At 72.4% G+C, this 19,976-nt stretch carries 18 protein-coding genes; 11 read left to right on the top strand and 7 right to left on the bottom strand.

What is annotated here, in order from left to right; all coding sequences use genetic code 11:
- Positions 1 to 72: 72 nt before the first annotated feature.
- The 3 genes from groES (at position 73) to ER308_RS14155 (ending at position 4,429) form a co-directional block, all read left to right on the top strand.
- Positions 73 to 381, top strand: a complete 309-nt coding sequence (gene groES, locus ER308_RS14145; protein WP_131155583.1) for a co-chaperone GroES — start codon at positions 73 to 75, stop codon at positions 379 to 381.
- Positions 382 to 448: 67 nt separating this feature from the next.
- Entirely contained in the window at positions 449 to 2,089 is a 1,641-nt protein-coding gene (gene groL / locus ER308_RS14150; RefSeq protein ID WP_131155584.1) for a chaperonin GroEL, read from the top strand.
- Between the two features lie 189 nt (positions 2,090 to 2,278).
- Positions 2,279 to 4,429 (top strand): SpoIIE family protein phosphatase, encoded by a 2,151-nt coding sequence (locus ER308_RS14155; protein WP_165492102.1) that lies wholly within the window; start codon positions 2,279 to 2,281, stop codon positions 4,427 to 4,429.
- 18 nt (positions 4,430 to 4,447) lie between these two features.
- Here the strand turns inward: ER308_RS14155 and ER308_RS14160 are convergent, their stop codons facing one another.
- Positions 4,448 to 5,404: an NAD-dependent epimerase/dehydratase family protein gene (locus ER308_RS14160; protein ID WP_131155586.1), complete on the bottom strand. Its 957-nt coding sequence runs from the start codon at positions 5,402 to 5,404 to the stop codon at positions 4,448 to 4,450.
- A gap of 160 nt (positions 5,405 to 5,564) precedes the next feature.
- On the opposite strand from ER308_RS14160, the gene ER308_RS14165 reads away from it, so the two are divergent.
- Together ER308_RS14165 and ER308_RS14170 are read left to right on the top strand one after the other, a co-directional pair.
- A complete protein-coding gene (locus tag ER308_RS14165; protein WP_165492103.1) occupies positions 5,565 to 5,954 on the top strand; it encodes an SCP2 sterol-binding domain-containing protein in 390 nt (129 codons plus the stop codon).
- Positions 5,955 to 6,125: 171 nt separating this feature from the next.
- Complete coding sequence (locus ER308_RS14170; RefSeq protein WP_205745625.1) at positions 6,126 to 7,481, top strand: UDP-glucose dehydrogenase family protein; 1,356 nt, start codon at positions 6,126 to 6,128, stop codon at positions 7,479 to 7,481.
- A gap of 31 nt (positions 7,482 to 7,512) precedes the next feature.
- On the opposite strand, the gene ER308_RS21715 is transcribed toward ER308_RS14170, so the two are convergent.
- Entirely contained in the window at positions 7,513 to 8,085 is a 573-nt protein-coding gene (locus tag ER308_RS21715) for a DUF5319 family protein (protein ID WP_165492104.1), read from the bottom strand.
- Positions 8,086 to 8,217: 132 nt separating this feature from the next.
- Here ER308_RS21715 and ER308_RS14180 point away from each other — a divergent pair, with 132 nt between their 5' ends.
- The gene (locus tag ER308_RS14180; RefSeq protein WP_131155588.1) at positions 8,218 to 9,384 is read left to right on the top strand and encodes a GuaB3 family IMP dehydrogenase-related protein; all 1,167 of its coding nucleotides are present in this window, start codon (positions 8,218 to 8,220) and stop codon (positions 9,382 to 9,384) included.
- 98 nt (positions 9,385 to 9,482) lie between these two features.
- Here the strand turns inward: ER308_RS14180 and ER308_RS14185 are convergent, their stop codons facing one another.
- The 3 genes from ER308_RS14185 to ER308_RS14195 all read right to left on the bottom strand — a co-directional run bounded on the left by ER308_RS14185 (position 9,483) and on the right by ER308_RS14195 (position 12,286).
- Entirely contained in the window at positions 9,483 to 10,094 is a 612-nt protein-coding gene (locus ER308_RS14185) for a macro domain-containing protein (RefSeq protein ID WP_131155589.1), read from the bottom strand.
- Positions 10,095 to 10,182: 88 nt separating this feature from the next.
- A complete protein-coding gene (locus ER308_RS14190) occupies positions 10,183 to 11,355 on the bottom strand; it encodes an MFS transporter (protein ID WP_165492105.1) in 1,173 nt (390 codons plus the stop codon).
- Between the two features lie 40 nt (positions 11,356 to 11,395).
- Positions 11,396 to 12,286 (bottom strand): hypothetical protein, encoded by an 891-nt coding sequence (locus tag ER308_RS14195; protein ID WP_131155591.1) that lies wholly within the window; start codon positions 12,284 to 12,286, stop codon positions 11,396 to 11,398.
- Positions 12,287 to 12,349: 63 nt separating this feature from the next.
- On the opposite strand from ER308_RS14195, the gene guaA reads away from it, so the two are divergent.
- The 4 genes from guaA (at position 12,350) to pcrA (ending at position 17,742) form a co-directional block, all read left to right on the top strand.
- Entirely contained in the window at positions 12,350 to 13,912 is a 1,563-nt protein-coding gene (guaA, locus tag ER308_RS14200; protein WP_131157038.1) for a glutamine-hydrolyzing GMP synthase, read from the top strand.
- A gap of 7 nt (positions 13,913 to 13,919) precedes the next feature.
- Positions 13,920 to 14,708, top strand: a complete 789-nt coding sequence (locus tag ER308_RS14205) for an ABC transporter ATP-binding protein (RefSeq protein ID WP_131155592.1) — start codon at positions 13,920 to 13,922, stop codon at positions 14,706 to 14,708.
- 159 nt (positions 14,709 to 14,867) lie between these two features.
- On the top strand, positions 14,868 to 15,338 hold the full coding sequence (locus ER308_RS14210; protein WP_131155593.1) for a hypothetical protein: 471 nt from the start codon (positions 14,868 to 14,870) through the stop codon (positions 15,336 to 15,338).
- Positions 15,339 to 15,438: 100 nt separating this feature from the next.
- The gene (gene pcrA, locus ER308_RS14215; protein ID WP_205745627.1) at positions 15,439 to 17,742 is read left to right on the top strand and encodes a DNA helicase PcrA; all 2,304 of its coding nucleotides are present in this window, start codon (positions 15,439 to 15,441) and stop codon (positions 17,740 to 17,742) included.
- Positions 17,743 to 17,758: 16 nt separating this feature from the next.
- Here the strand turns inward: pcrA and ER308_RS14220 are convergent, their stop codons facing one another.
- On the bottom strand, positions 17,759 to 18,640 hold the full coding sequence (locus tag ER308_RS14220) for an esterase/lipase family protein (RefSeq protein ID WP_165492106.1): 882 nt from the start codon (positions 18,638 to 18,640) through the stop codon (positions 17,759 to 17,761).
- 167 nt (positions 18,641 to 18,807) lie between these two features.
- Entirely contained in the window at positions 18,808 to 19,338 is a 531-nt protein-coding gene (locus ER308_RS14225; RefSeq protein ID WP_131155595.1) for a hypothetical protein, read from the bottom strand.
- A 188-nt stretch (positions 19,339 to 19,526) separates the two neighbouring features.
- On the opposite strand from ER308_RS14225, the gene ER308_RS14230 reads away from it, so the two are divergent.
- Positions 19,527 to 19,922 carry a cobalamin B12-binding domain-containing protein gene (locus ER308_RS14230; RefSeq protein ID WP_240731816.1) on the top strand — a complete coding sequence of 132 codons (396 nt, stop codon included), beginning with the start codon at positions 19,527 to 19,529 and terminating at the stop codon, positions 19,920 to 19,922.
- Positions 19,923 to 19,976: the final 54 nt, after the last annotated feature.

Below are 19,976 nucleotides of genomic sequence, written 5' to 3' on the forward strand. Positions count from 1 at the left end.
CCCGAGAGGCGCCGATGCGCCGTCAGCGACAGTGAACGGCGCCCGAGCAATCGAACACGGAGGAGGCAACACATGGCGACCGCGACGAAGGTCACCCTCAAGCCCCTCGATGACCGCGTCGTCGTACGCGCGATCGAGGCCGAGCAGACAACGGCCAGCGGGCTCGTGATCCCCGACACGGCCAAGGAGAAGCCCCAGGAGGGCGAGGTCGTCGCCGTCGGTCCGGGTCGGGTCACCGACTCCGGCGACCGGGTCACGCTCGACGTGAAGGAGGGCGACCGGATCGTCTACTCCAAGTACGGCGGGACCGAGGTGAAGCTCGACGGCGAGGAGTTCCTGATCCTCTCCGCCCGGGACATCCTCGCCGTGGTCGAGCGCTAGAACGCGCCACCCCGAACCACACCACGCATCGCAAGTAGGTCTCACGCAGTACGAGGAGGAGTAAGACATGTCGAAGCAGCTCGTATTCCACGAGGACGCCCGCCGTCGGCTCGAGCGGGGAGTCAACCAGCTCGCCGACGCCGTGAAGGTGACCCTCGGCCCGAAGGGCCGCAACGTCGTGCTGGAGAAGAAGTGGGGCAGTCCCACGATCACCAAGGACGGCGTGACGGTCGCGCGCGAGATCGAGCTCGAGGACGCCTACGAGAACATGGGCGCCCAGCTCGCCAAGGAGGTCGCCACCAAGACCAACGACTCCGCCGGTGACGGCACCACCACCGCGACGGTGCTGGCCCAGGCGATGGTCAAGGAGGGCCTGCGCAACGTCGCCGCCGGCGCGAACCCGATGATGCTGAAGCGCGGCATCGACTCGGCCGTCGAGCGGGTCGTCGAGCGCATCGCCGAGAACGCGCGCGAGCTCGAGACCCAGGAGGAGGTCGCGCACGTCGCCGCGATCAGCGCTAACTCCGACGAGGAGGTCGGCCGGACCATCGCCGAGGCGATGGACAAGGTCGGCAAGGACGGCGTCATCACCGTCGAGGAGGGCCAGACCTTCGGCATCGAGCTCGACTTCGTCGAGGGGATGCAGTTCGACAAGGGCTACATCAGCCCCTACATGGTGACCGACTCCGAGCGGATGGAGGCCGTCTACGAGGACGCCTACATCCTCATCGCCAACCAGAAGATCTCGGCGGTGCAGGACGTGCTGCCGGTGCTCGAGAAGGTCATGCAGGCCGGCCGGCCGCTCGTGATCATCGCCGAGGATCTCGAGGGCGAGGCCCTCGCGACGCTCGTCGTCAACAAGATCCGCGGGACCTTCCAGTCCGTCGCGGTGAAGGCGCCGGGCTTCGGTGACCGCCGCAAGGCGATGCTCCAGGACATCGCGATCCTCACCGGCGGGCAGGTCATCTCGGAGGAGGTCGGCCTCAAGCTCGACAGCGCGACCATCGACCTGCTCGGGCGCGCCCGCAAGGTGACGATCACCAAGGACGAGACCACGATCGTCGAGGGCGCCGGCAACGCCGAGGACATCGAGGGCCGCGTCAACCAGATCAAGGGCGAGATCGAGAACACCGACTCCGACTGGGACCGCGAGAAGCTGCAGGAGCGGCTCGCGAAGCTCTCCGGCGGCGTCGCCGTCATCAAGGTGGGCGCGGCGACCGAGGTCGAGCTCAAGGAGAAGAAGCACCGCATCGAGGACGCCCTGTCCGCAACGCGCGCCGCGGTCGAGGAGGGCATCGTCGGCGGCGGTGGCGTCTCCCTGATCCAGGCCGCGGACACGCTTGACAAGCTCGAGCTCGAGGGCGATTACCTGACCGGGGCGAACATCGTCCGCCAGTCGCTGTCCTCGCCGCTGTTCTGGATCGCGCACAACTCCGGGCTCGAGGGCTCGGTCGTGGTGGAGAAGGTCCGCGGTCTGAAGGCCGGCGAGGGCCTGAACGCCATGACCGAGGAGTACGGCGACATGATCGGGTTCGGGGTCATCGACCCGGCCAAGGTCGCCCGCTCGGCGCTGCAGAACGCCGCGTCGATCGCCGGGCTGATGCTCACCACCGAGACGCTGATCGCCGACAAGCCCGAGGAGAACGAGGGCGGCGGCGGCCACGGCCACGACGACATGGGCATGGGCGGCATGGGCGGCATGATGTAGCCCACCGCCGGCCCACCGGCAGGGTGATTCGAGCGGGGCGGTCCCACGAGGGGCCGCCCCGTTCGTGTGCGCTCCGGGGACGCTCGCCCCCTCGCGCGGGCTGCGCGACCGGCCGTTCCGGGCCGGGTCGGCACCCTGGACGCTGGGGCTAGCATGGGACGCATCGGTACGGTCCAGGGGAGTGAGCGGGTGACGGACTTGTCGGACAGCGCGGAGCAGACCAGCGAGCTGGCCGTTCTGCGGCCGGTCCTCGATGGGCTCCCGGTGCCTGCGATAGTGGTCGAGGCCTCGTCCGGGCAGCACGGGGTGCTGCACGCGAACCCCGAGTTCTCCCGCGTCTTCGGGTTGGACGGGTGGCCCGCCGACGCGACTCTGCGGGAGATGCTGCCTCCCGAGCGCACGACCGTGCTCGACGGGCCGCCGCTCGAGGAGGTCCTCGAGACCATCACGCGCACCGGCGAAACCGTGACGACGCGCGTCCAACACGATGTGCCCCCGGGCGCGGCCGGTGCCCTGCGCACCCGATGGACCGTGCACCTGCAGCCTTTGGGCACGGGCGACACCGCGTGGGGGATCCTCGGGGTCTTGGTCGACCGGTCGGGGCAACTGTTCGCCGGCGCTCGCGCGTCCGAGTCGACCGCCCTGCAGGACCTCGCCGCCGGCCTCACCGCCACCAAGCCCGTCGAGCAGGTCTACGAGGACGCGGTCCGCGGCGCCGTGCTCGCGGCCGGTGGGCAGCGTGGCGCGATCCTTCTCAGCGAGGGGGGTGCGAGCTTCCGTGTGGCGGCCGCGACGCCCGACGGCGTGCTGAACGGGCCGATCACGGTCGAGGAGCTCGCCTCGCCGCTCTGGCAGGCGTGTCTGGGGCGTCGCCGCATCGCGTGGTCCGTGGACGACGAGACCGCGGACGGCCCGGGCGATGCGGTGGACACGACGCCGCTGCCGTTTGCCGGGGAGCCCGGTTGGGAGCAGCTCCTCATCGTGGGGCTGCGCCTGCACGGCCGTTGGCAGGGCGTCATCGTCGTCGGCGAGCCGAGGATGGCCACGTTCGACGCCGAGGCGCTCGAGCGGCTCGAGCTCGTGGCGACGCTGTCGTCGACCGCGGTCGACAATGCCCGACTGGTCGATCAATTCCAGCGCCTCGAGGAAATGCTCACGGCCGCGGTCATGACCAGCGCGGCGCTCGTCGAGTGCACCGAACCGCAGGACGTGCAGCGGCGCCTCCTCGACGGGCTCGTCGGCGACATGGGGCTGGCGGGCGCGGCACTGTGGGTACCCGGATCGGACGGCGAGCCCGGCCTGCAGCTGGCCGCGAGCGCGGGCTTGCCCTCCGAGGTGCACGAGCTCATCGCGCACCTGCCCGACTCGAGCATGGCCGGCAAACTCGCGCACGGAGCGGTGAGCGGTCGGCTGCGGCAGGCCGCCACCGCGGCGGCCACGTCGAGCTGGCCGGGCCACGAGGTCCGCTTGGTCCACGTTCCGGAACCCGCACCCGGCATCCTCGGCGTCTACGTGGACCGACCGGTCCCGGACTTGGTGGACGGCGTGCTCGCGACGCTCGCGCACGCGCTCGCCGCCGCCGTGCACCAGGCCACGCTGCACGAGCGCGCGCGCACGGTCGTCGACTCCCTCCAGCGGGAGTTGCGGCCGCGGGGTGTCGTGCTGCCCCAGCAGGTCGACGTCGGCCACGTGTACCGCTCGGCGACCGCCGGGGTCGACGTGGGCGGGGACTTCATCGACTGGTTCGTGACCGAGCGGGACGAGATCGGCGTCGCCTGCGGGGACGTGTCCGGCAAGGGGGTCGAGGCCGCGAGCCTGACCGCGATGGCCGTCTACTCGTTGCGGGCCTTCGGGATGCGCGGCACCAGCGCGGCGATGCTGTTGCAGCTGCTCAACGGCAGCGTGGTCGACCAGACCCCCCCGGAACGGTTCATGACGCTCGCGTACGCGAAGTTCGATCCGGCGACCTGGGAGTTCCAGCTCGCGCTCGCGGGGCAGCCGCCCCCCGCGGTCGTGTCGGCCGGTGGCGCCCGGCTCGTCGACGCGCCGCCCGACCCACCGGTCGGGATCGACACGGACACGAGCTTCGATCAGACCGAGTTGCAACTGGGCCCGGGCGAGGCGCTGGTCCTCTACACCGACGGCGTGACCGAGGCGCGCGGCGCCGACGGTGCCCTGTTCGGATCGGCCCGCCTGATCGAAACCCTGAGCGGGCTCGCGAGTGGTGACGCCTGGACCGCGCAGCAGGTCGCCGACGGGGTGTGGGCGGCCATCCAGGAGTGGACCGACGGGGGGACCACCGACGACTGCGCCCTAGTGGTGCTGCGCCGCTGCGAGTAGCGCGACCGACGGGAGCGGCTAGTCGCGGTCGAGGGTGGCGCGGAACCAGCCGACCGTGCGCGCGAGCCCTTCGGTGAGGCCGACCCGGGCGGTCCAGCCGAGCGCGGTCTCTGCGTAGGTCGTGTCGGGGCGGCGCACGGTCGGGTCGTCGACCGGCCGTGGCCGGTGGACGATCCCCGGGTGCACCCCGGCCGCGTCCTGCACCGCCTCGGCCAGCTCGGTCATCGTGACCTCGTGCGGGTTGCCGAGGTTCATCGGGCCGGTCTCGCCGGACGCGTGCAGCCCCAGCAGGCCGTCGATGAGGTCGTCGACGTAGCACAGCGACCGGGTCTGGGACCCGTCCCCGTGGACCGGCAGCGGCTCGCCGCGCAGCGCGGCCAAGAAGAACTCGGGCACGGCCCGCCCGTCCGCGGTCCGCATCCGAGGGCCGAAGGTGTTGAAGATCCTCGCGATGCGAACGTCGAGGGCGTGCTCACGGTGGTAGGCGAGGGTGATCGCCTCCGCGAAGCGCTTCGCCTCGTCGTAGACCCCCCTGGGCCCGACCGGGTTGACGTTGCCCCAGTAGGTCTCGGGCTGCGGGTTGACCGTCGGGTCACCGTACACCTCGCTCGTCGAGGCGAGCAGGAACCGCGCCCCCTTCGCTCGCGCGAGTCCGAGTGCCTTGTGCGTGCCGAGCGAGCCGACCTTGAGCGTCTGGATGGGCCAACGCAGGTAGTCGATCGGGGAAGCCGGGGAGGCGAAGTGCAGGATGTGGTCGACCCGCCCGGGGACGTGCAGGTAGTCGGTCACGTCGTAGTGGATCAGGCGGAAGCCCTCGCGGCCCAGAAGATGGGCGAGGTTGTCCGGATCGCCGGTGATGAAGTTGTCGACGACGGTGACCCGGGCACCGGCGTCGACGAGCCGGTCGCAGGCGTGCGACCCGAGGAAGCCGCCGCCGCCGAGCACGACGGCGTGGCTGCCATCGAACTCGTCCATGACCGGACTGTACGCGCTAGCCTGCGTCGATGTGTCCTGACTGGGTGCGCGAAGGGTCAGCCGGTGCGCGAACGGTCAGCGGCGATGGAAGCCGCCGCGTGAACGGCGGTGCGGGCTCGGCAAGAGGGCGATGATGGCGCGGTTTCCGAGCGAGGAGTGGATGCGGGCGTTCTGCGAGGAGCTCGAGGCCCATCCCCGGGCCGGCGAGATCTCCGAGGCGCTCGACGGCACCTACCGGTTCGTCGTGGAGCCCGCGGGGCCCCTCGAGGAACGCCACGCCTACGACGTCGCGATCGCGCCCCGCGAGGGCGGCGGGGCCTCGGTGTCCGTGATCGACGACGGGTCCGAGCCGGCGCTACAGCTCGCCGCGAACCACGACCGCTGGCGGCAGCTGCTGCAGGGCAAGCTCGACGTCGGGATGGCGGTGATGCTGCGACGCTTGCGGATCAAGGGGGACGTCGGACGGCTGCGGAGCCGGCTCGACAGCACCGGCCCTCTGATGGACGCGCTCCGATCCGTCGAGACCGAGTGGCTCGACGATCCGACCTGAGCGACCCGGCCGCGATGGTCCGTCCGGTGGGACCATCCGACTCGCCTCCGGCGCGTCGCACGTGCTGCCGCGAACGGCGATACTCGGGCTTGCGGGGGACGTCGCGACGGGGGCGCCCTGCCGCGGTGCGGACGTGCCGCACCGATCCGCCGATCTCTGGAGGGCTGCTGCATGACCGGTGAGAACACTCCCATGCGTGTCGGTGTGCTCGGGGTCGGGCACGTGGGGTTGGTGACCGCGGCGTGCATGGCCGATTTCGGCCACGACGTCATCGGTTACGACGATGATGGGCACAAGATCGCCGCGCTCCGGGCCGGCGACATGCCGTTCTACGAGCCCGACCTCGACCGCCTCGTCGCCGACAACGTCAGCACGGGGCGGTTGCGGTTCTCCGGTGACGCGGTCGAGGCGCTCTCCGACCGCGAGGTCGTCTTCATCTGTGTCGGCACCCCGTCCCGCGAGGACGGCTCCCCGAACCTCGCTTACGTCCAGGCGGCGGCACAGGCGGTCGCGGCGCACGCCCGCGGTCCCGTCGTCGTCGCCGAGAAGTCGACCGTGCCGGTGCGCACGGGTGAGCGCATCCGCCAGGCCCTCGCCCTGGAGTCGCAGGCGCGCCAGGGCACGGCGCACCACGAGGTCGTCAGCAACCCGGAGTTCCTGCGCGAGGGCTCGGCGGTCGAGGATACCCTGCGGCCCGACCGCATCGTGGTGGGGGCCGACTCGACGAACGCGCACGAGGTCATGCGGCGGGTGTACACGCCCCAACTCGAGCGTCACGACTGCCCCTACGTCGAGACGGACGTGAAGACCGCGGAGCTCATCAAGCACGCCTCGAACGCGTTCCTCGCGACCAAGATCAGCTTCATCAACGCGGTGGCGCGCGTCTGCGAGCTCACCGGCGCGGACGTCGAGACGGTCGCGGACGCGATGGGTCACGACCCGCGGATCGGGAGGGCGTTCCTCAACGCGGGGATCGGTTACGGCGGGAGCTGCTTCCCCAAGGACGTCGAGGCGTTCGTGCACATCGCCGCCGAGCTCGGCTACGACTTCGGGCTGCTGCGCGAGACCCAGCGGATCAACCGGGAGGCCAAGGTCTGGCCGGTGCACCAGCTCCGGCGCCTGCTCTGGAACCTACAGGACAAGGAGATCGCGGTTCTCGGCGTCGCGTTCAAGCCGGGCACCGACGACATTCGCGACGCCCCTGCACTGGACGTCATCGACGCGCTCGAGGCCGACGGCGCCTCGGTGCGCCTCCACGACCCGGTGGCGCTCGACCAGGTCCGCGGGCGGTTCGCCCGGGCCGAGCTCTACGAGGACGCCCGAGAGGCGCTGCGCGGAGCGCACGCGGTGGTGACCTGCACCGAGTGGGACGAGTACCGCAAGATCGAACCCGAGCAGCTCGCGGAGCTCCTCGCCTATCCCGTGGTCGTCGACGGTCGCAACGTGTGGGATCCCGCGGCGCTCGAGGCCGCGAACCTGCGGGTCGCGAGTGTCGGGACGCCCTTCAGCGGGGACCTGGGCGCCTGACCGGGCCACCCGCCCGGGCCGGTGGCGGCCTCTAGCGAGAGCCCCCGTCGGTGCCGCGCATGGGTGGGATCCGCGCGGCGCGCAAGAGCGCCGACACCGACTCGGGCGACCAGCCCGCCTCGAATAGCGCCGCGGCGATCCGCGCCGGGCCGAGATGCTGGCCGCACGCGGGGCAGTAGCTCGCGTGCGTTCCCCGCTCGGGGAGCTCGCTGCCGCAGAACGGGCAGGCGCCGTCGGCGAGTGCCTCGGCGCCCGCGGCGGGGACTCCGGCCTCGCTCAGGCCGTCGAGGAAGCCCTGCGCGTACTCCCAGCCGACGTAATCGTCGGGATGCGGGTCGAACGCGGGCTCGTGGACCGGCGTCTCGCCCGATTCGAGCAGGGCCGAGAGGGAACTCGCGAACATGTCCCACTCGTAGTAGTGCTCCTCGGCGCAGTCCGGGCAGAAGACGCTCACGCCCTTGAAGCCGTCGGGCTCGAACGTCTGGCGGATCGCGTCGAGGTCCTCGAGGTCGCGCCGGACCTGCTCGGCTTCGCGGCGGTCGAGGCGCATGGGCTCCTCGCCCTCGTCCTCGAACTCGTCGTCGGGCTCGTCGAACTCGTCCATCCCCGCCACCTTAACCGGCTGGCCGGCCGATGGCGCCCCTCACGCCTGCGTTACCCTGCGGACAGAGGAGCCCGACCCACAGCATTCGTGGGCGCCGGGAGCGACCACCCCACCGACCCGGGAGCGAGCGCGATGGCCGAGATCGAGATCGGGATGGGCAAGTCGGGGCGTCAGGCCTACGGGCTGGACGACGTCGCGATCGTGCCGTCCCGCCGCACTCGCGACAACGAGGACATCGACATCTCGTGGCAGATCGACGCCTACGAGTTCGAGCTGCCGATCCTCGGCGCGGCGATGGACGGGGTGATGAGCCCGCGAACCGCGATCGAGCTCGGCCGCCTGGGCGGTCTCGGCGTCCTGAACCTCGAGGGCCTGTGGACCCGCTACGAGGACCCCGAGGGGGTGCTCGAGGAGATCAGCTCGCTCGACCCGGCGGTCGCGACCTCGCGCATGCAGGAGCTCTACAAGGAGCCGATCAAGGAGGAGCTGATCGGCCGCCGCGTCGAGCAGCTCGTCGAGGGCGGGCACACGACGGCGGCCTCCCTCACGCCCCCCCGTGTCGAGCGGTATCACAAGATCGCGCTCGAAGCCGGGCTCGAGGTGCTCGTGATCCAGGGCACCGTCGTGTCCGCCGAGCACGTGTCCAGCCGTGGTGGGCCTCTGAACCTCAAGAGCTTCATCGCCCGCTACGATATCCCCGTGATCGTCGGCGGGTGCGCCTCGTACTCGATGGCGCTGCACCTGATGCGCACCGGCGCGGCGGGGATCCTCGTCGGGGTCGGGCCCGGTAACGCGTGCACGTCGCGCGGGGTGCTCGGCATCGGCGTGCCGCAGGCGACCGCGGTGGCCGATGCCGCGGGCGCCCGCAGCCGCCACCTCGAGGAGACCGGGCGCTACGTCCACGTGCTCGCCGACGGCGGCATGCGCACCGGCGGGGACGTGGCCAAGGTCATCGCCTGTGGTGCGGACGCCGCGATGCTGGGCTCGCCGCTCGCGCGCGCGACCGAAGCGCCGGGCCGCGGGTATCACTGGGGCATGGCGACGTTCCACCCGGAGCTGCCGCGGGGCGCCCGGGTGCAGGTCGATCAGATCGGCTCGATGGAGGAGATCCTGCTCGGGCCGGCTCTGGAGAACGACGGCACGCTCAACCTGGGCGGGGCGCTGCGGACGTCGATGGCCACCACCGGGCACGCGACCATCAAGGAGTTCCAGCGCGCCGAGGTGATGGTCGCACCCGCCCTGCAGAGCGAGGGCAAGTTCTACCAGCGCCAGCAGGGCGTCGGGATGGGACGGCGCTGAGCTCGCGGCGGTCGGCTGCCCGCCCCGGGCCCGGTCGATGCGGTGCCGGGGCCCGGCCGGTGCTCGCTTGCGCTCGGTCGGCCTCGCCCGGGCTCGGCTCAGTTGCGAGGATCCGAGCCGCCTCTGAGCGTCGACGCGCCCCCGATGCCCGCGGCGAACAGTTCGGCGCCCCGCTGGTCGATGCCGACCAACCGGACCTCCGTCAGGCTGCCGGCGTCGTCGCCGAGCCACGCGAGGCACGCCTCGCCGATGACGCGGGTCGCCTCGTCCGCCGGATAGCCGAAGATGCCCGCGCTGATCGCCGGTAGCGCGATGCTCTTGCAGTCGTAGTCGCGCGCCGCGTCGAGCGCCGCCGCGACCGTCTCGCGCAGCAGCCTCGCATTGTCCTGCCCGTCCTTGTAGCGCGGACCCACGACGTGGACGACGTAGTCGGCGGGCATCCTCCCGGCGGAGGTCACCGCGGCCTCACCGTGGCCCACCTCGCCGTGCTCGTGGAGCCATGCGTCGCTCTCTCGCTGGATGTCGTGGCCGCCGGCCTTCGCGATCGCGGCCGCGACACCACCGCCGTGCTGCAGCTGCTCGTTGGCGGCGTTCACGATCGCGTCGACGTGCTGGGCGGTGAGGTCGCCCTGCAGCGCGACCACTCGGCGCGAGCCGATCTCCTGGCGCCCGATGACGTTGCCGTCGCGCGCGGCTGGGTCCTTGCTCATGCGATTCCTCCTGGTGGGGGTGATCGGGGGGCACCGGCCGGTGTCGTGGCGCCCTCGGTCGGGCCGAGATACCCGTGAGGCCCGGCTTCTACGCCCCCATGGATGCCGTCGGACGCAGCCGTTCGCGCGAGAGCGGCAGGCACAGCAGCCCGAGGAGGACACACACCCCGAACAGCGTCCACAGCGTCGCCACGTGCGTCCCGGTGAGGTCGCGGACGAGTCCGAGCGTGGCGGGGGCGCTCGCGGCGATCAGGTAGCCGACGCCGATGACCAGCCCGGTGGTGGCCGCTGCTGCCCGCGGGTCCGGTGACGTGTCCAGCGGCAGCGTGAGCGTGAGCGAGAACAGCGAGCCGAGCGCGACCCCGATGAACACGGCCCAGGCCCAGCCGCCGGCGGGCCAGGCGAGGGAGGCCAGCAGCGCGGCCCCGAGGACCGCGGCGGCCACGATGAGCGGCCCTCGGCGGGCGTGGTACCGGTCGGCGAGCCGCGGGACCGTGAGGGCCCCGGCCAGCCCGGCCAGGTTCACCACGCCGAGCAGCCCTCCGGCCGCGGCCGGCGTCCAGCCCTGCTCGACGTAGTACGCGGGCATCCACGCGTTCACCCCGTAGAAGGGCGCCGACTGCAGGCCGAAGATCGCGACGAGCAGCCACGCCCGGGGTTCGCGGACCGGCAACGCGGCCGCGGCCTCCCCGCGGATCCGCTCGCGTGGTGCGACGGCGAGCCATGCGACGGCGAGCACCGCCGTCGCCACACCGAGCACCGCCAGGGTGCCGCGCCAGCCGCCCGCGACCGTGGCGACGGGGGCGGCGAGCGCGGTCGCGGCGGCCGCACCGATCTGGATGCCGGCCACGTAGGTGCCGGTCGCGGTGGCCGGCCGGTCCGCGGCGTACCGCTTGACCACCGCCGGCAGGCTGCCCTGCGCGAGCCCGATGCCGGCGCCCACGAGCACGGTCAGCGCGAGGATCCACGGCAGGGAGGGGGCAACGGCGCGGACGACGCCGGCCACGGCGATCAGTAGCAGCCCGAGCGCGATGGCATGACGCGCCCCGAGGCGAGCGGAGAGCGGTGCAGCGAGCGGGGCGAACAGCCCCATGCAGAACACGGGGATGGTTGCGAGCAGCCCGACCGCGCCCCGGCTCGCGGTCAGGTCCGCGGCGATCGCCTCGAGCAGCGGCCCGACCCCGACCACGGACGGCCGGAGCGCGAGCGCGCCCGCGAGCAGGGCGACCGCGAGCGCGACGCCGCTGGTCCGTCCGCTCACCGGTCGCCGCTCGCCGATGGCCGCCCGGTCAGGAGGCCGGTCACGGGAGCATGTCCCGGATGCCCTCGATCACGCGATCCACGAAGTTCTGCGCCTGCTCCTCGTCGAGCTCGACGTCGGGCAGATCGATGTCCTCATCCCCGGGGTCGTCCTCATCCCCGGGGTCGACGTCGTTCCCCGGGTCGACGTCCTCCTCCTCCTCCTCGGCCTGCGCGAGCGCCTGCTCCCGCTCGTCGAGCTCCTGCTCCCGCTCGTCGAGCTCCGTGGCGCGCTCGTCCAGCTGCCCAGCCCGGTCGTCGAGCTGTGACTCGCGCTCGTCGAGCGTGTCCGCGCGCTCGTCGAGCGCCGCCTGGGCGTCGGCGACGTCGTCGTCGGCCTCCTCCAGGGCCTCGCGCGCGGCGGCGAGCTCCTGTTCCTGCTCGTCGAGCTGTGCCTCGAGGTTCTCGTTCTCGTCCTGCAGCTGCTCGTTCTCCTGTTGGAGCTCGGCGTTCTCGTCCTCGAGGGCCGCGACCGCGTCGTCGGCGTCGGCGTCGATCACCTCGTCCTCGCCGCCGAACGCCGCGACGACGATGAGCGCCACGACGAAGCCGAGGCCGAACGTGAGCAGGCCGATCAGCGCCGCGCGTCCCTTCGACAGCCCCGCCGGAGCCGGTTCCTCGACCTCCTCCTCGGGCGGGAGGGGATCCACCGCGTCGGGGTCCTGGTACCACGGGTCCGCGAACGCCTCCTGGGACGGGTCGGTGGGGTGGACGCCCGCGTGGTCGACGCGCGTCTGGTCGTCGGCAGGGCTGACCTGCGTGGCCTCCTCGGACGGGTCGAGCCGACGCGTCGGATCGTCGTCCGCGCCGAGCTGCTGGGTCCGGTCATCGTCGGGACTGACCCGACGGGTCTCGTCGGGATCCCCCTGGTCGGGACGCTGCGGGTCGCTCACGGTGGTCTCCTCGGTACGGCCGGGATATGACGAAGGGTACCCGTGCGCTACGGTGCGCTCTCGATTGCGGCCTCGTCCCGGGAGGCATCCGTGGGGTTCGACACCGTCCTCGTCCTCGACTTCGGTGCCCAGTACGCGCAGGTGATCGCGCGCCGACTCCGCGAGCTGCACGCGTACTCCGAGATCGTCCCCGGGGACGCGCCCGCAGAAGAGATCCTCGCCCGCCGGCCCTCGGCGCTCGTGCTCTCGGGCGGACCCGCCTCCGTGTACGCCGAGGGCGCGCCCGGGATGGACCCCGCCGTGCTGGAGGCCGGCTTGCCCGTCCTCGGGATCTGCTACGGGCAGCAGCTGCTCGCGGACGCCCTGGGCGGGGAGGTCGCCCGGACCGACGCCGCGGAGTTCGGCCGCACGTCCCTTACCGTCGACGACCCCGGCGGTCGTCTGTTGGGGGAGCAGCCGCTTGCCCAGATCGTGTGGATGAGCCACCGTGACACCGTCGTGAGCCCGCCGCCGGGCTGCCGCGTGCTCGCGTCGACCGCCGCGAGCCCGGTCGCGGCGTTCGAGGACCCCGAACGCGGCATCTTCGGCGTCCAGTACCACCCCGAGGTGAGCCACACCCCCTGGGGTCTCGAGGTGCTGAAGGCCTTCCTCGATGTCGCCGGGGTGCGCCGTACGTGGACGAGCCACTCGGTGATCGCGGCGGCCGTCGGCGCGGTGCGGGAACAGGTCGGCGACGCGCAGGTCGTGTGCGGTCTCTCCGGTGGCGTCGACTCGGCGGTCGCGGCCGCGCTCGTGCACGAGGCCGTCGGCAGCCAGCTGACCTGTCTGTTCGTCGACCACGGCCTGTTGCGGCAGGACGAGGCCGAGCAGGTGGAGCAGGCCTTCGGCGCGCACTCGGACACACGGCTGGTGAGCATCAAGGCCGCCGACCGGTTCCTGCGCCAGCTCGAGGGGGTCAGCGAGCCCGAGGAGAAGCGCCGTCGCATCGGCGAGGAGTTCATCCGCACGTTCGAGGAGGCGGCCCTCGAGCACGCCTCGGGCGCCGCGTTCCTCGTGCAGGGGACGCTCTACCCCGACGTCGTCGAGTCCGGACACGGCTCGTCGGCGACGATCAAGACCCACCACAACGTCGGCGGGCTGCCCGAGCGCATGAACTTCGACCTCGTCGAGCCGCTGCGGTGGCTGTTCAAGGACGAGGTCCGCCGCGTCGGCGCCGAGCTCGGATTGCCCGAGGAGATCGTCGAGCGCCAGCCGTTCCCCGGTCCCGGCCTCGCGGTCCGCATCATCGGCGAGGTGACCCGCGAGAAGCTGGAGGTGCTCCGGGCCGCCGACGCGATCTTTCGCCACGAGCTCGCCCGGGCCGGGTTGGAGGGCGAGATCTGGCAGGCGTTCGTGGTGCTGCCCGACGTGCGCACCGTGGGCGTGCAGGGCGACGAGCGCACGTACGGGTACCCCGTGATCCTCCGAGCGGTCACCAGCGAGGACGCGATGACCGCGGACTTCGCCCGCATCGACTACGACGTGCTCGAGCGGGTGACCGGACGGATCGTCAACGAGGTGCCGAGTGTCGGTCGCGTCGCCTACGACGTGACGAGCAAGCCCCCCGGCACGATCGAGTGGGAATGAGGCGAACGTGAGCGTGCTGCGTTTACGGGGGGTGGGTCTGCGCCGCGACGGCCGCGTACTCGTGGGCGGGGTCGACTGGGAGGTCGAGGAAGGGCAGCGGTGGGCCCTGCTCGGTCCCAACGGGGCGGGCAAGACGAGCCTGCTCGAGGTTGCCTCCACCTACGAGCTGCCCAGCGACGGGGTCGCCGACGTGTTGGGCGCCCGGGTGGGGCGGGTCGACCTGCGCGAGTTGCGGCGGCGCGTCGGTGTCGCCGGGCCGACGCTCACGCGGCGGCTCCGGCCCGAGTCGACCGTGCTCGAGGCCGTGCTGACGGGGCCGCGGGCGACCCTGACCGCGTGGGGCCAGTCGTTCGACGAGGCCGAGGTGGCGGCCGCTCGCGGGTTGCTCACCGATCTCGGTCTGGGGGGCCTGGCCGAACGGCGCGTGGGGACCCTGTCGGACGGCGAGCGCCAGCGCACCCAACTCGCCAGGGTGCTGCGGGCGGGGGAGACCGCGGCCTCCCCCGAGCTGGTGCTGCTCGACGAGCCCGCCGCGGGGCTCGACGTGGGCGGGCGGGAGTTGTTGCTCGACCGGCTCGAGCGGCTCGTCGCACCGCGAGCGCTCGTCCTCGTGAGCCATCACCTCGAGGAGCTCCCGCCGTCGGTGACCCACGCGTTGATCCTCCGCGATGGGGGCGTGCACGCGTGTGGGCCCGTCGACGAGGTCCTGACCGGGCTGGTCCTCTCGGATGCGTTCGGGGTGCCGTTGGAGGTGCGCCGGGAGCAGGGCCGGTGGCACGCGCGCCGCGCTGACTGAGCCTGGTAGCCCGCGTGACAGCGGTGGCGTTGATTGAGCCGGGGGTTCGCGTGGCAGCCACGGCACTGACCAAGCCTGGGGAATGCGTGCAACGCCGCCGCGCCGCTGCGCCTATCCTGCGACCCGCCCGTGCCGCTTCGTTTCTCCGTGAGGACGCCGATGGACACCAGTGCGCTGGAGACCGGATACCGTGAGCTGCTCGAGACGGCCCGCGCGGGGGGCTTCGGCGAGCCGGGCGGGGACGGTTCCTGGACGGCCGACCGGGTCCTTGCCCATGTGGTGGCGAGCGCGCGGCTGCTCGGGGTGACCACGGCCGAGGTCGGGGCAGGCACCGGCCCGACTTACGACAACGCACCCACGACGCGCGAGGCCTACCTGGACGCCATCGCACGCGCCGCGGGCGGCTGGGACGGCCTGCTGTCGGCGGCGCGCGCCGCCGGTCTCGAGCTCGTCTACGTCGTCCGCGCGCTGGGCGAGGACGCCGCGGCGTCCCCGGTGCCCACCCGCATCGTGGACGGCGACACCGTGCGGGTGGAGGCGCCGATGCCGTGGTCGGGGGTCCTGAACACCCACGCCGAGGTGCACCTGCCCGAGCACCGCGCCCGCCTCGAGGCCCTGCGTCCCGGTTGAACCGCGTCGACCAGCGGCCACTCGGGCGGGTTCTGTGCACTGCCGCACATGACGTCGCCCGGGCGGGTCGCCGTCGGCGGCACCCCCTACACTCGCCCTGATGTCACGCGACCCGGTCCTCTCCCACGCCCCCGACGACGCACCGGCCGAGCCGGTGGCGGCCTCCGCCGAGCTCGTCGAGGGCCTCAACGAGTCGCAGCGCGCCGCGGTCACCCACCCGGACGGGCCATTGCTCGTGATCGCCGGCGCCGGCAGCGGCAAGACCCGCGTGCTCACCCACCGCATCGCGCACCTCGTCCGCGACCGCGGCGTGAGCCCGTTCGAGCTGCTCGCGATCACCTTCACGAACAAGGCCGCTGACGAGATGAAGGACCGGGTGGGCCGGCTCGTCGGCGACCGGATCGTGGGGGTCGACCGCGACGACGACGGCCGGATGCGCCCGCGGCGCTGGGGCGGCATGTGGGTCTCGACGTTCCACTCCGCCTGTGCCCGGTTGCTGCGCGAGGAGGCCCATCGGCTCGGGTACGCGACCGCGTTCTCGATCTACGACGCGACCGACGCCCAGCGCCTCGTCCAGTCGGTGCAGTCCGACCTCGGCATGGACACCAAGAAGGTCACCCCGCGCGGGGCGCAGGCCGCGATCAGCCGCGCGAAGAACGAACTGATCGACTTCGAGACCTACCGGTCGCAGGCGGAGTCGTGGTACGAGCAGCAGGTCGCCGAGGTCTACCGGGCGTACCAGGAGCGGCTCCACCGCGCGAGCGCGTTCGACTTCGACGACCTGCTGGTGAAGACCGTCGAGCTGTTCCAGCTCTTCGACGAGGTGCTCACCCACTACCGCGAGCGGTTCCGCCACGTGCTCGTCGACGAGTGGCAGGACACCAACCGCGCCCAGTACGAGCTCGTGCGCCTGCTCGCCGCCGAGCACCGCAACGTGATGGTGGTCGGTGACGACGCCCAGTCGATCTACAAGTTCCGCGGCGCCGACGTCCGCAACATCCTCGAGTTCGAGCGCGACTTCCCCGACGCCGTGCGCATCACGCTCGACCGCAACTACCGGTCGACCCAGACGATCCTCGATGCGGCGAACGCGGTGATCCGCCACAACACCCAGCGCATCGACAAGCACCTGTGGACCGACGCCGGCCAGGGCACGGAGGTCGTGCGCTACACGGCCGACAACGAACAGGACGAGGCCGCGTTCGTCTCCGAGGAGATCGACCGGCTCGCCGACGAGGAGGCAACAGGCGCCTCCGACGTCGCGGTGTTCTACCGGACGAACGCGCAGAGCCGAGCGCTCGAGGAGATCCTCATGCGCGTCGGCACGCCCTACCGCATCGTCGGGGGGACGCGCTTCTACGAGCGGCGCGAGATCAAGGACGTGCTCGCGTACCTGCGGCTGCTCGTGAACCCGGCCGACGACGTCTCGGCCAAGCGCGTGCTGAACGTGCCCCGCCGGGGGGTGGGCCGCAAGACCGAGGAATACCTCGACCTGTTCGCCGCCCGCGAGCAGGTCCACTTCCTCGACGCGTGCCGGCGCGTCGACGACAACCACCAGGTCAGCTCCCGTGGCGCCCGCGCGGTCCGGGAGTTCGTGAACCTCGTCGAGGCGATGCGCACCGAGGCCTTCGAGCGGGTGCTCGCCCCGCGGGAGATCGTCGAGCTGGTGCTCGAGCGGACCGGCTACGTGTCGGAGCTCGAGGCCGAGCGCACCGTCGAGGCGCTCGGGCGGGTCGAGAACGTCAAGGAGCTCGCGGGCGTGGCCGACGACTTCCTCGACCTGCAGGGCTCGCAGGGGCCGGCGGACCCCGACGAGGCGCGGGTCCAGCTGGAGGCCTTCCTCGAGCGGGTGGCGTTGGTCAGCGAGCAGGACGCGCTCGCCGACGGCGACGAGCGCGTCACCCTCATGACGATGCACAACGCCAAGGGCCTCGAGTACCCGGTCGTGTTCGTCGTGGGACTCGAGGACGGGATCTTCCCGCATCACCGGTCGTTGTCTGAGCCCGACGACCTCGAGGAGGAGCGCCGGCTCTGCTACGTGGCCATGACCCGCGCGCAGCGGCGGCTGTACCTGACGAACGCCTGGAAACGCACGCTGTTCGGCGGGACCCACGCCAACCCGCCGTCCCGGTTCCTGAAGGAGGTCCCCGACGAGTTGGTGGCCGCGCGCGAGGGTGACGCGGGCGGGCCGAGCCGCCGGGCGGCCAGCCGCCTCGGCGAAGGTCCCCACAACGGGGCGACGGGCGACGTCGGCGCGGGCGACCGCATCCGCCACCCGAGCTTCGGGACCGGCGTGGTCCTCGAGATCAGCGGGGACCCCGGGAACGAGGAGGCCGTGGTGCGCTTCGACGAGGGCGGCACCAAGCGGATGCTGCTCGCCTACGCGCCGCTCGTGCGCGCCTGATCGCCCGCGGCGCCGTTTAGCCCCTCGCGGTGGCAGGAAGCGATGCGACCCCCTGGGCGGGCTCGCCGCCGGGATCCTCGCCGAGCAGGCCGACGACGCGGCGGAGGACCTCTCGGGAGAGCAGCAGCGAGAGGTGGCCGGTGTTGCGGATCCGGACGTTCTCGGCCTGCAGCGCCGGGTGTACGAGCCTCGCGTTAGCGGCGGGCACGACCATGAGGTCGAGGTCGGACCAGAGGGCGATCCAACGAACCTGGGACGGTCGCGCGGTCTCCTCCAGGTGGCGGAGGTAGCCCGATCCCGGCCGCAGCTGCGCGGCCGCCGGGCCCGGGCCCAGATAGCTCGAGTAGCTGCCCCGGTGGGGGGCACCGATCGTCACGCAGGTCGCCACGGTGTCCTCGCCGCCGAGGAGCTGGACGTAGTGGCGGGCGATGATCCCGCCCATCGAGTGGCCGACGAGGTGTACCCGCGGGGCCCCGGTGCGGCGCCGCAGCCGCGCGATCTCGGCGTCGAGCAGCGCGGCGATCTGGTCGAGGTCGTGCACCAGTGGGTTGTAGTTGAGGCCCTGCACGGTGCGGAACCCCGCGCGCCGCAGCGCCCGCGACATCACCAGAAACGCGCTGCGGTTGTGGACGTAGCCGTGCACGAGCATGACCGGCATGTCCGCGGCGGCACCCGCCGGCGCGCCGGCGCCGACCTCCTCCGCGTCCGCGGAGTTGGCCGCCCGTCCGGCCGTGACGCCGGGAAGGAGGCCCAACGGGTAGGTCGACAGGTGGAACGAGGTCAGCACGGCCTCCCGCGCCAGCCCGGCATAGGACCGAGGTCGCAGCAGGGCTCGCGCGACCGACGACGCCTGGCGGCACAGGAGCTCGCCGGCCCCCGGCTGCGCCTCGTGGTCCACCGCACCCCCTCCGAACACCTGTGGGCCCGACCCCTCGGGCGGGTTCGGAATACCCAACATTCTGCCCGGATAACCGGTCGGCCGGTGACTCCGGGACGCGAGGTCGGTGCCCGCCCGCCGCGGGCCGGTGACTCCGCGACGTGAGGTCGGTGCCCGCCCGCCGCGCCTCACCCGGGGGCGTCGCACCCGGGGGACTGGTCGTCGCCCCCGGGTTCGGGCGCGTCCGGCGCGGTCGGGTCGACGAAGACGTCCCCGTCGAACACCTCCACCGGCAGGACGCCCAGGGACGCGCCCTGTCCACCGACGCGCCGGCCGTCGCGGGTCCACACCCGCCCGTCGGCAGCCTCGACGCGGCCGCTCTCCTCGCACCAGTGTACGGCGGTGTCGGGCGCGGCGAAGGCGCGCAGGCTCCCGCCGCCCCGCAGCAGCACCACCTCCTCCTCCTCCTCACCCACGGGCACGGTCGTGGCGCCGCGCGGGTCGACCTCGTCGATGGCCGCCACGGGTTCGTAGGGAGCCGCCGGTGGCAAGGCCTGCACCGTGAGGTAGGCGATGCCCACGCCGACGAGGGCGAGGCCGGTGAGGACGCTGGCGACCACCCATTGCAGGCCGAGCGGTCCGCGCAGGATGATCTTGCGGGCGCGGGCCGCCGCCCGGGGTGGCAAGTAGCCGCGCGGTCCGAAGTCCGGGTCGCTCATCGCGGCCATGATCGCTCGTGCGTGCGTCGATCGGCGGCGGAATGGGTGCGTGAATCGATCGCGGGTTATGCTGCCCGCCACCACTCGGGGCGTCGCGAGCCCGGGACCGGTGCCATGGGCGCTCGTGCTCGGCCGCCGTGCTCGAGTGGCGACGGTCCCCACGGGAGGGAGTTCTTGTGGCGGTTCGGGTGTTGATCGCGAAGCCCGGCCTGGACGGGCACGACCGAGGTGCGAAGATCGTCGCCCGCGCGCTACGGGACGCCGGCTTCGAGGTCGTCTATTCCGGCCTGCACCAGACTCCCGAGCAGATCGTCGAGGCCGCGCTGCAGGAGGACGTGCAGGTCGTCGGCCTGTCGATCCACTCGGGGGCGCACATGACGCTGTTCCCCCGGGTCGTCGACCTGCTGCACGAACGCGGGGCGGACGACATCGTCGTCTTCGGCGGCGGGATCGTCCCGAAGGAGGACATCGCCGAGCTGAAGGCGCGCGGCGTCGCCGAGATCTTCACTCCCGGCGCGTCGACGTCCGACATCATCGAGTGGGTGCGCGACCACGTCCCCGCCCGCGACCAGGCGCCCTCCTGACCCCCGTGCCCGTGGCGCAGGCGGCGGCGTCCCGCTGCTTCGCCAGACCCGGGT

The sequence above is a fragment of the Egibacter rhizosphaerae genome (assembly GCF_004322855.1).
In the GTDB taxonomy this organism is placed as follows: domain Bacteria; phylum Actinomycetota; class Nitriliruptoria; order Euzebyales; family Egibacteraceae; genus Egibacter; species Egibacter rhizosphaerae.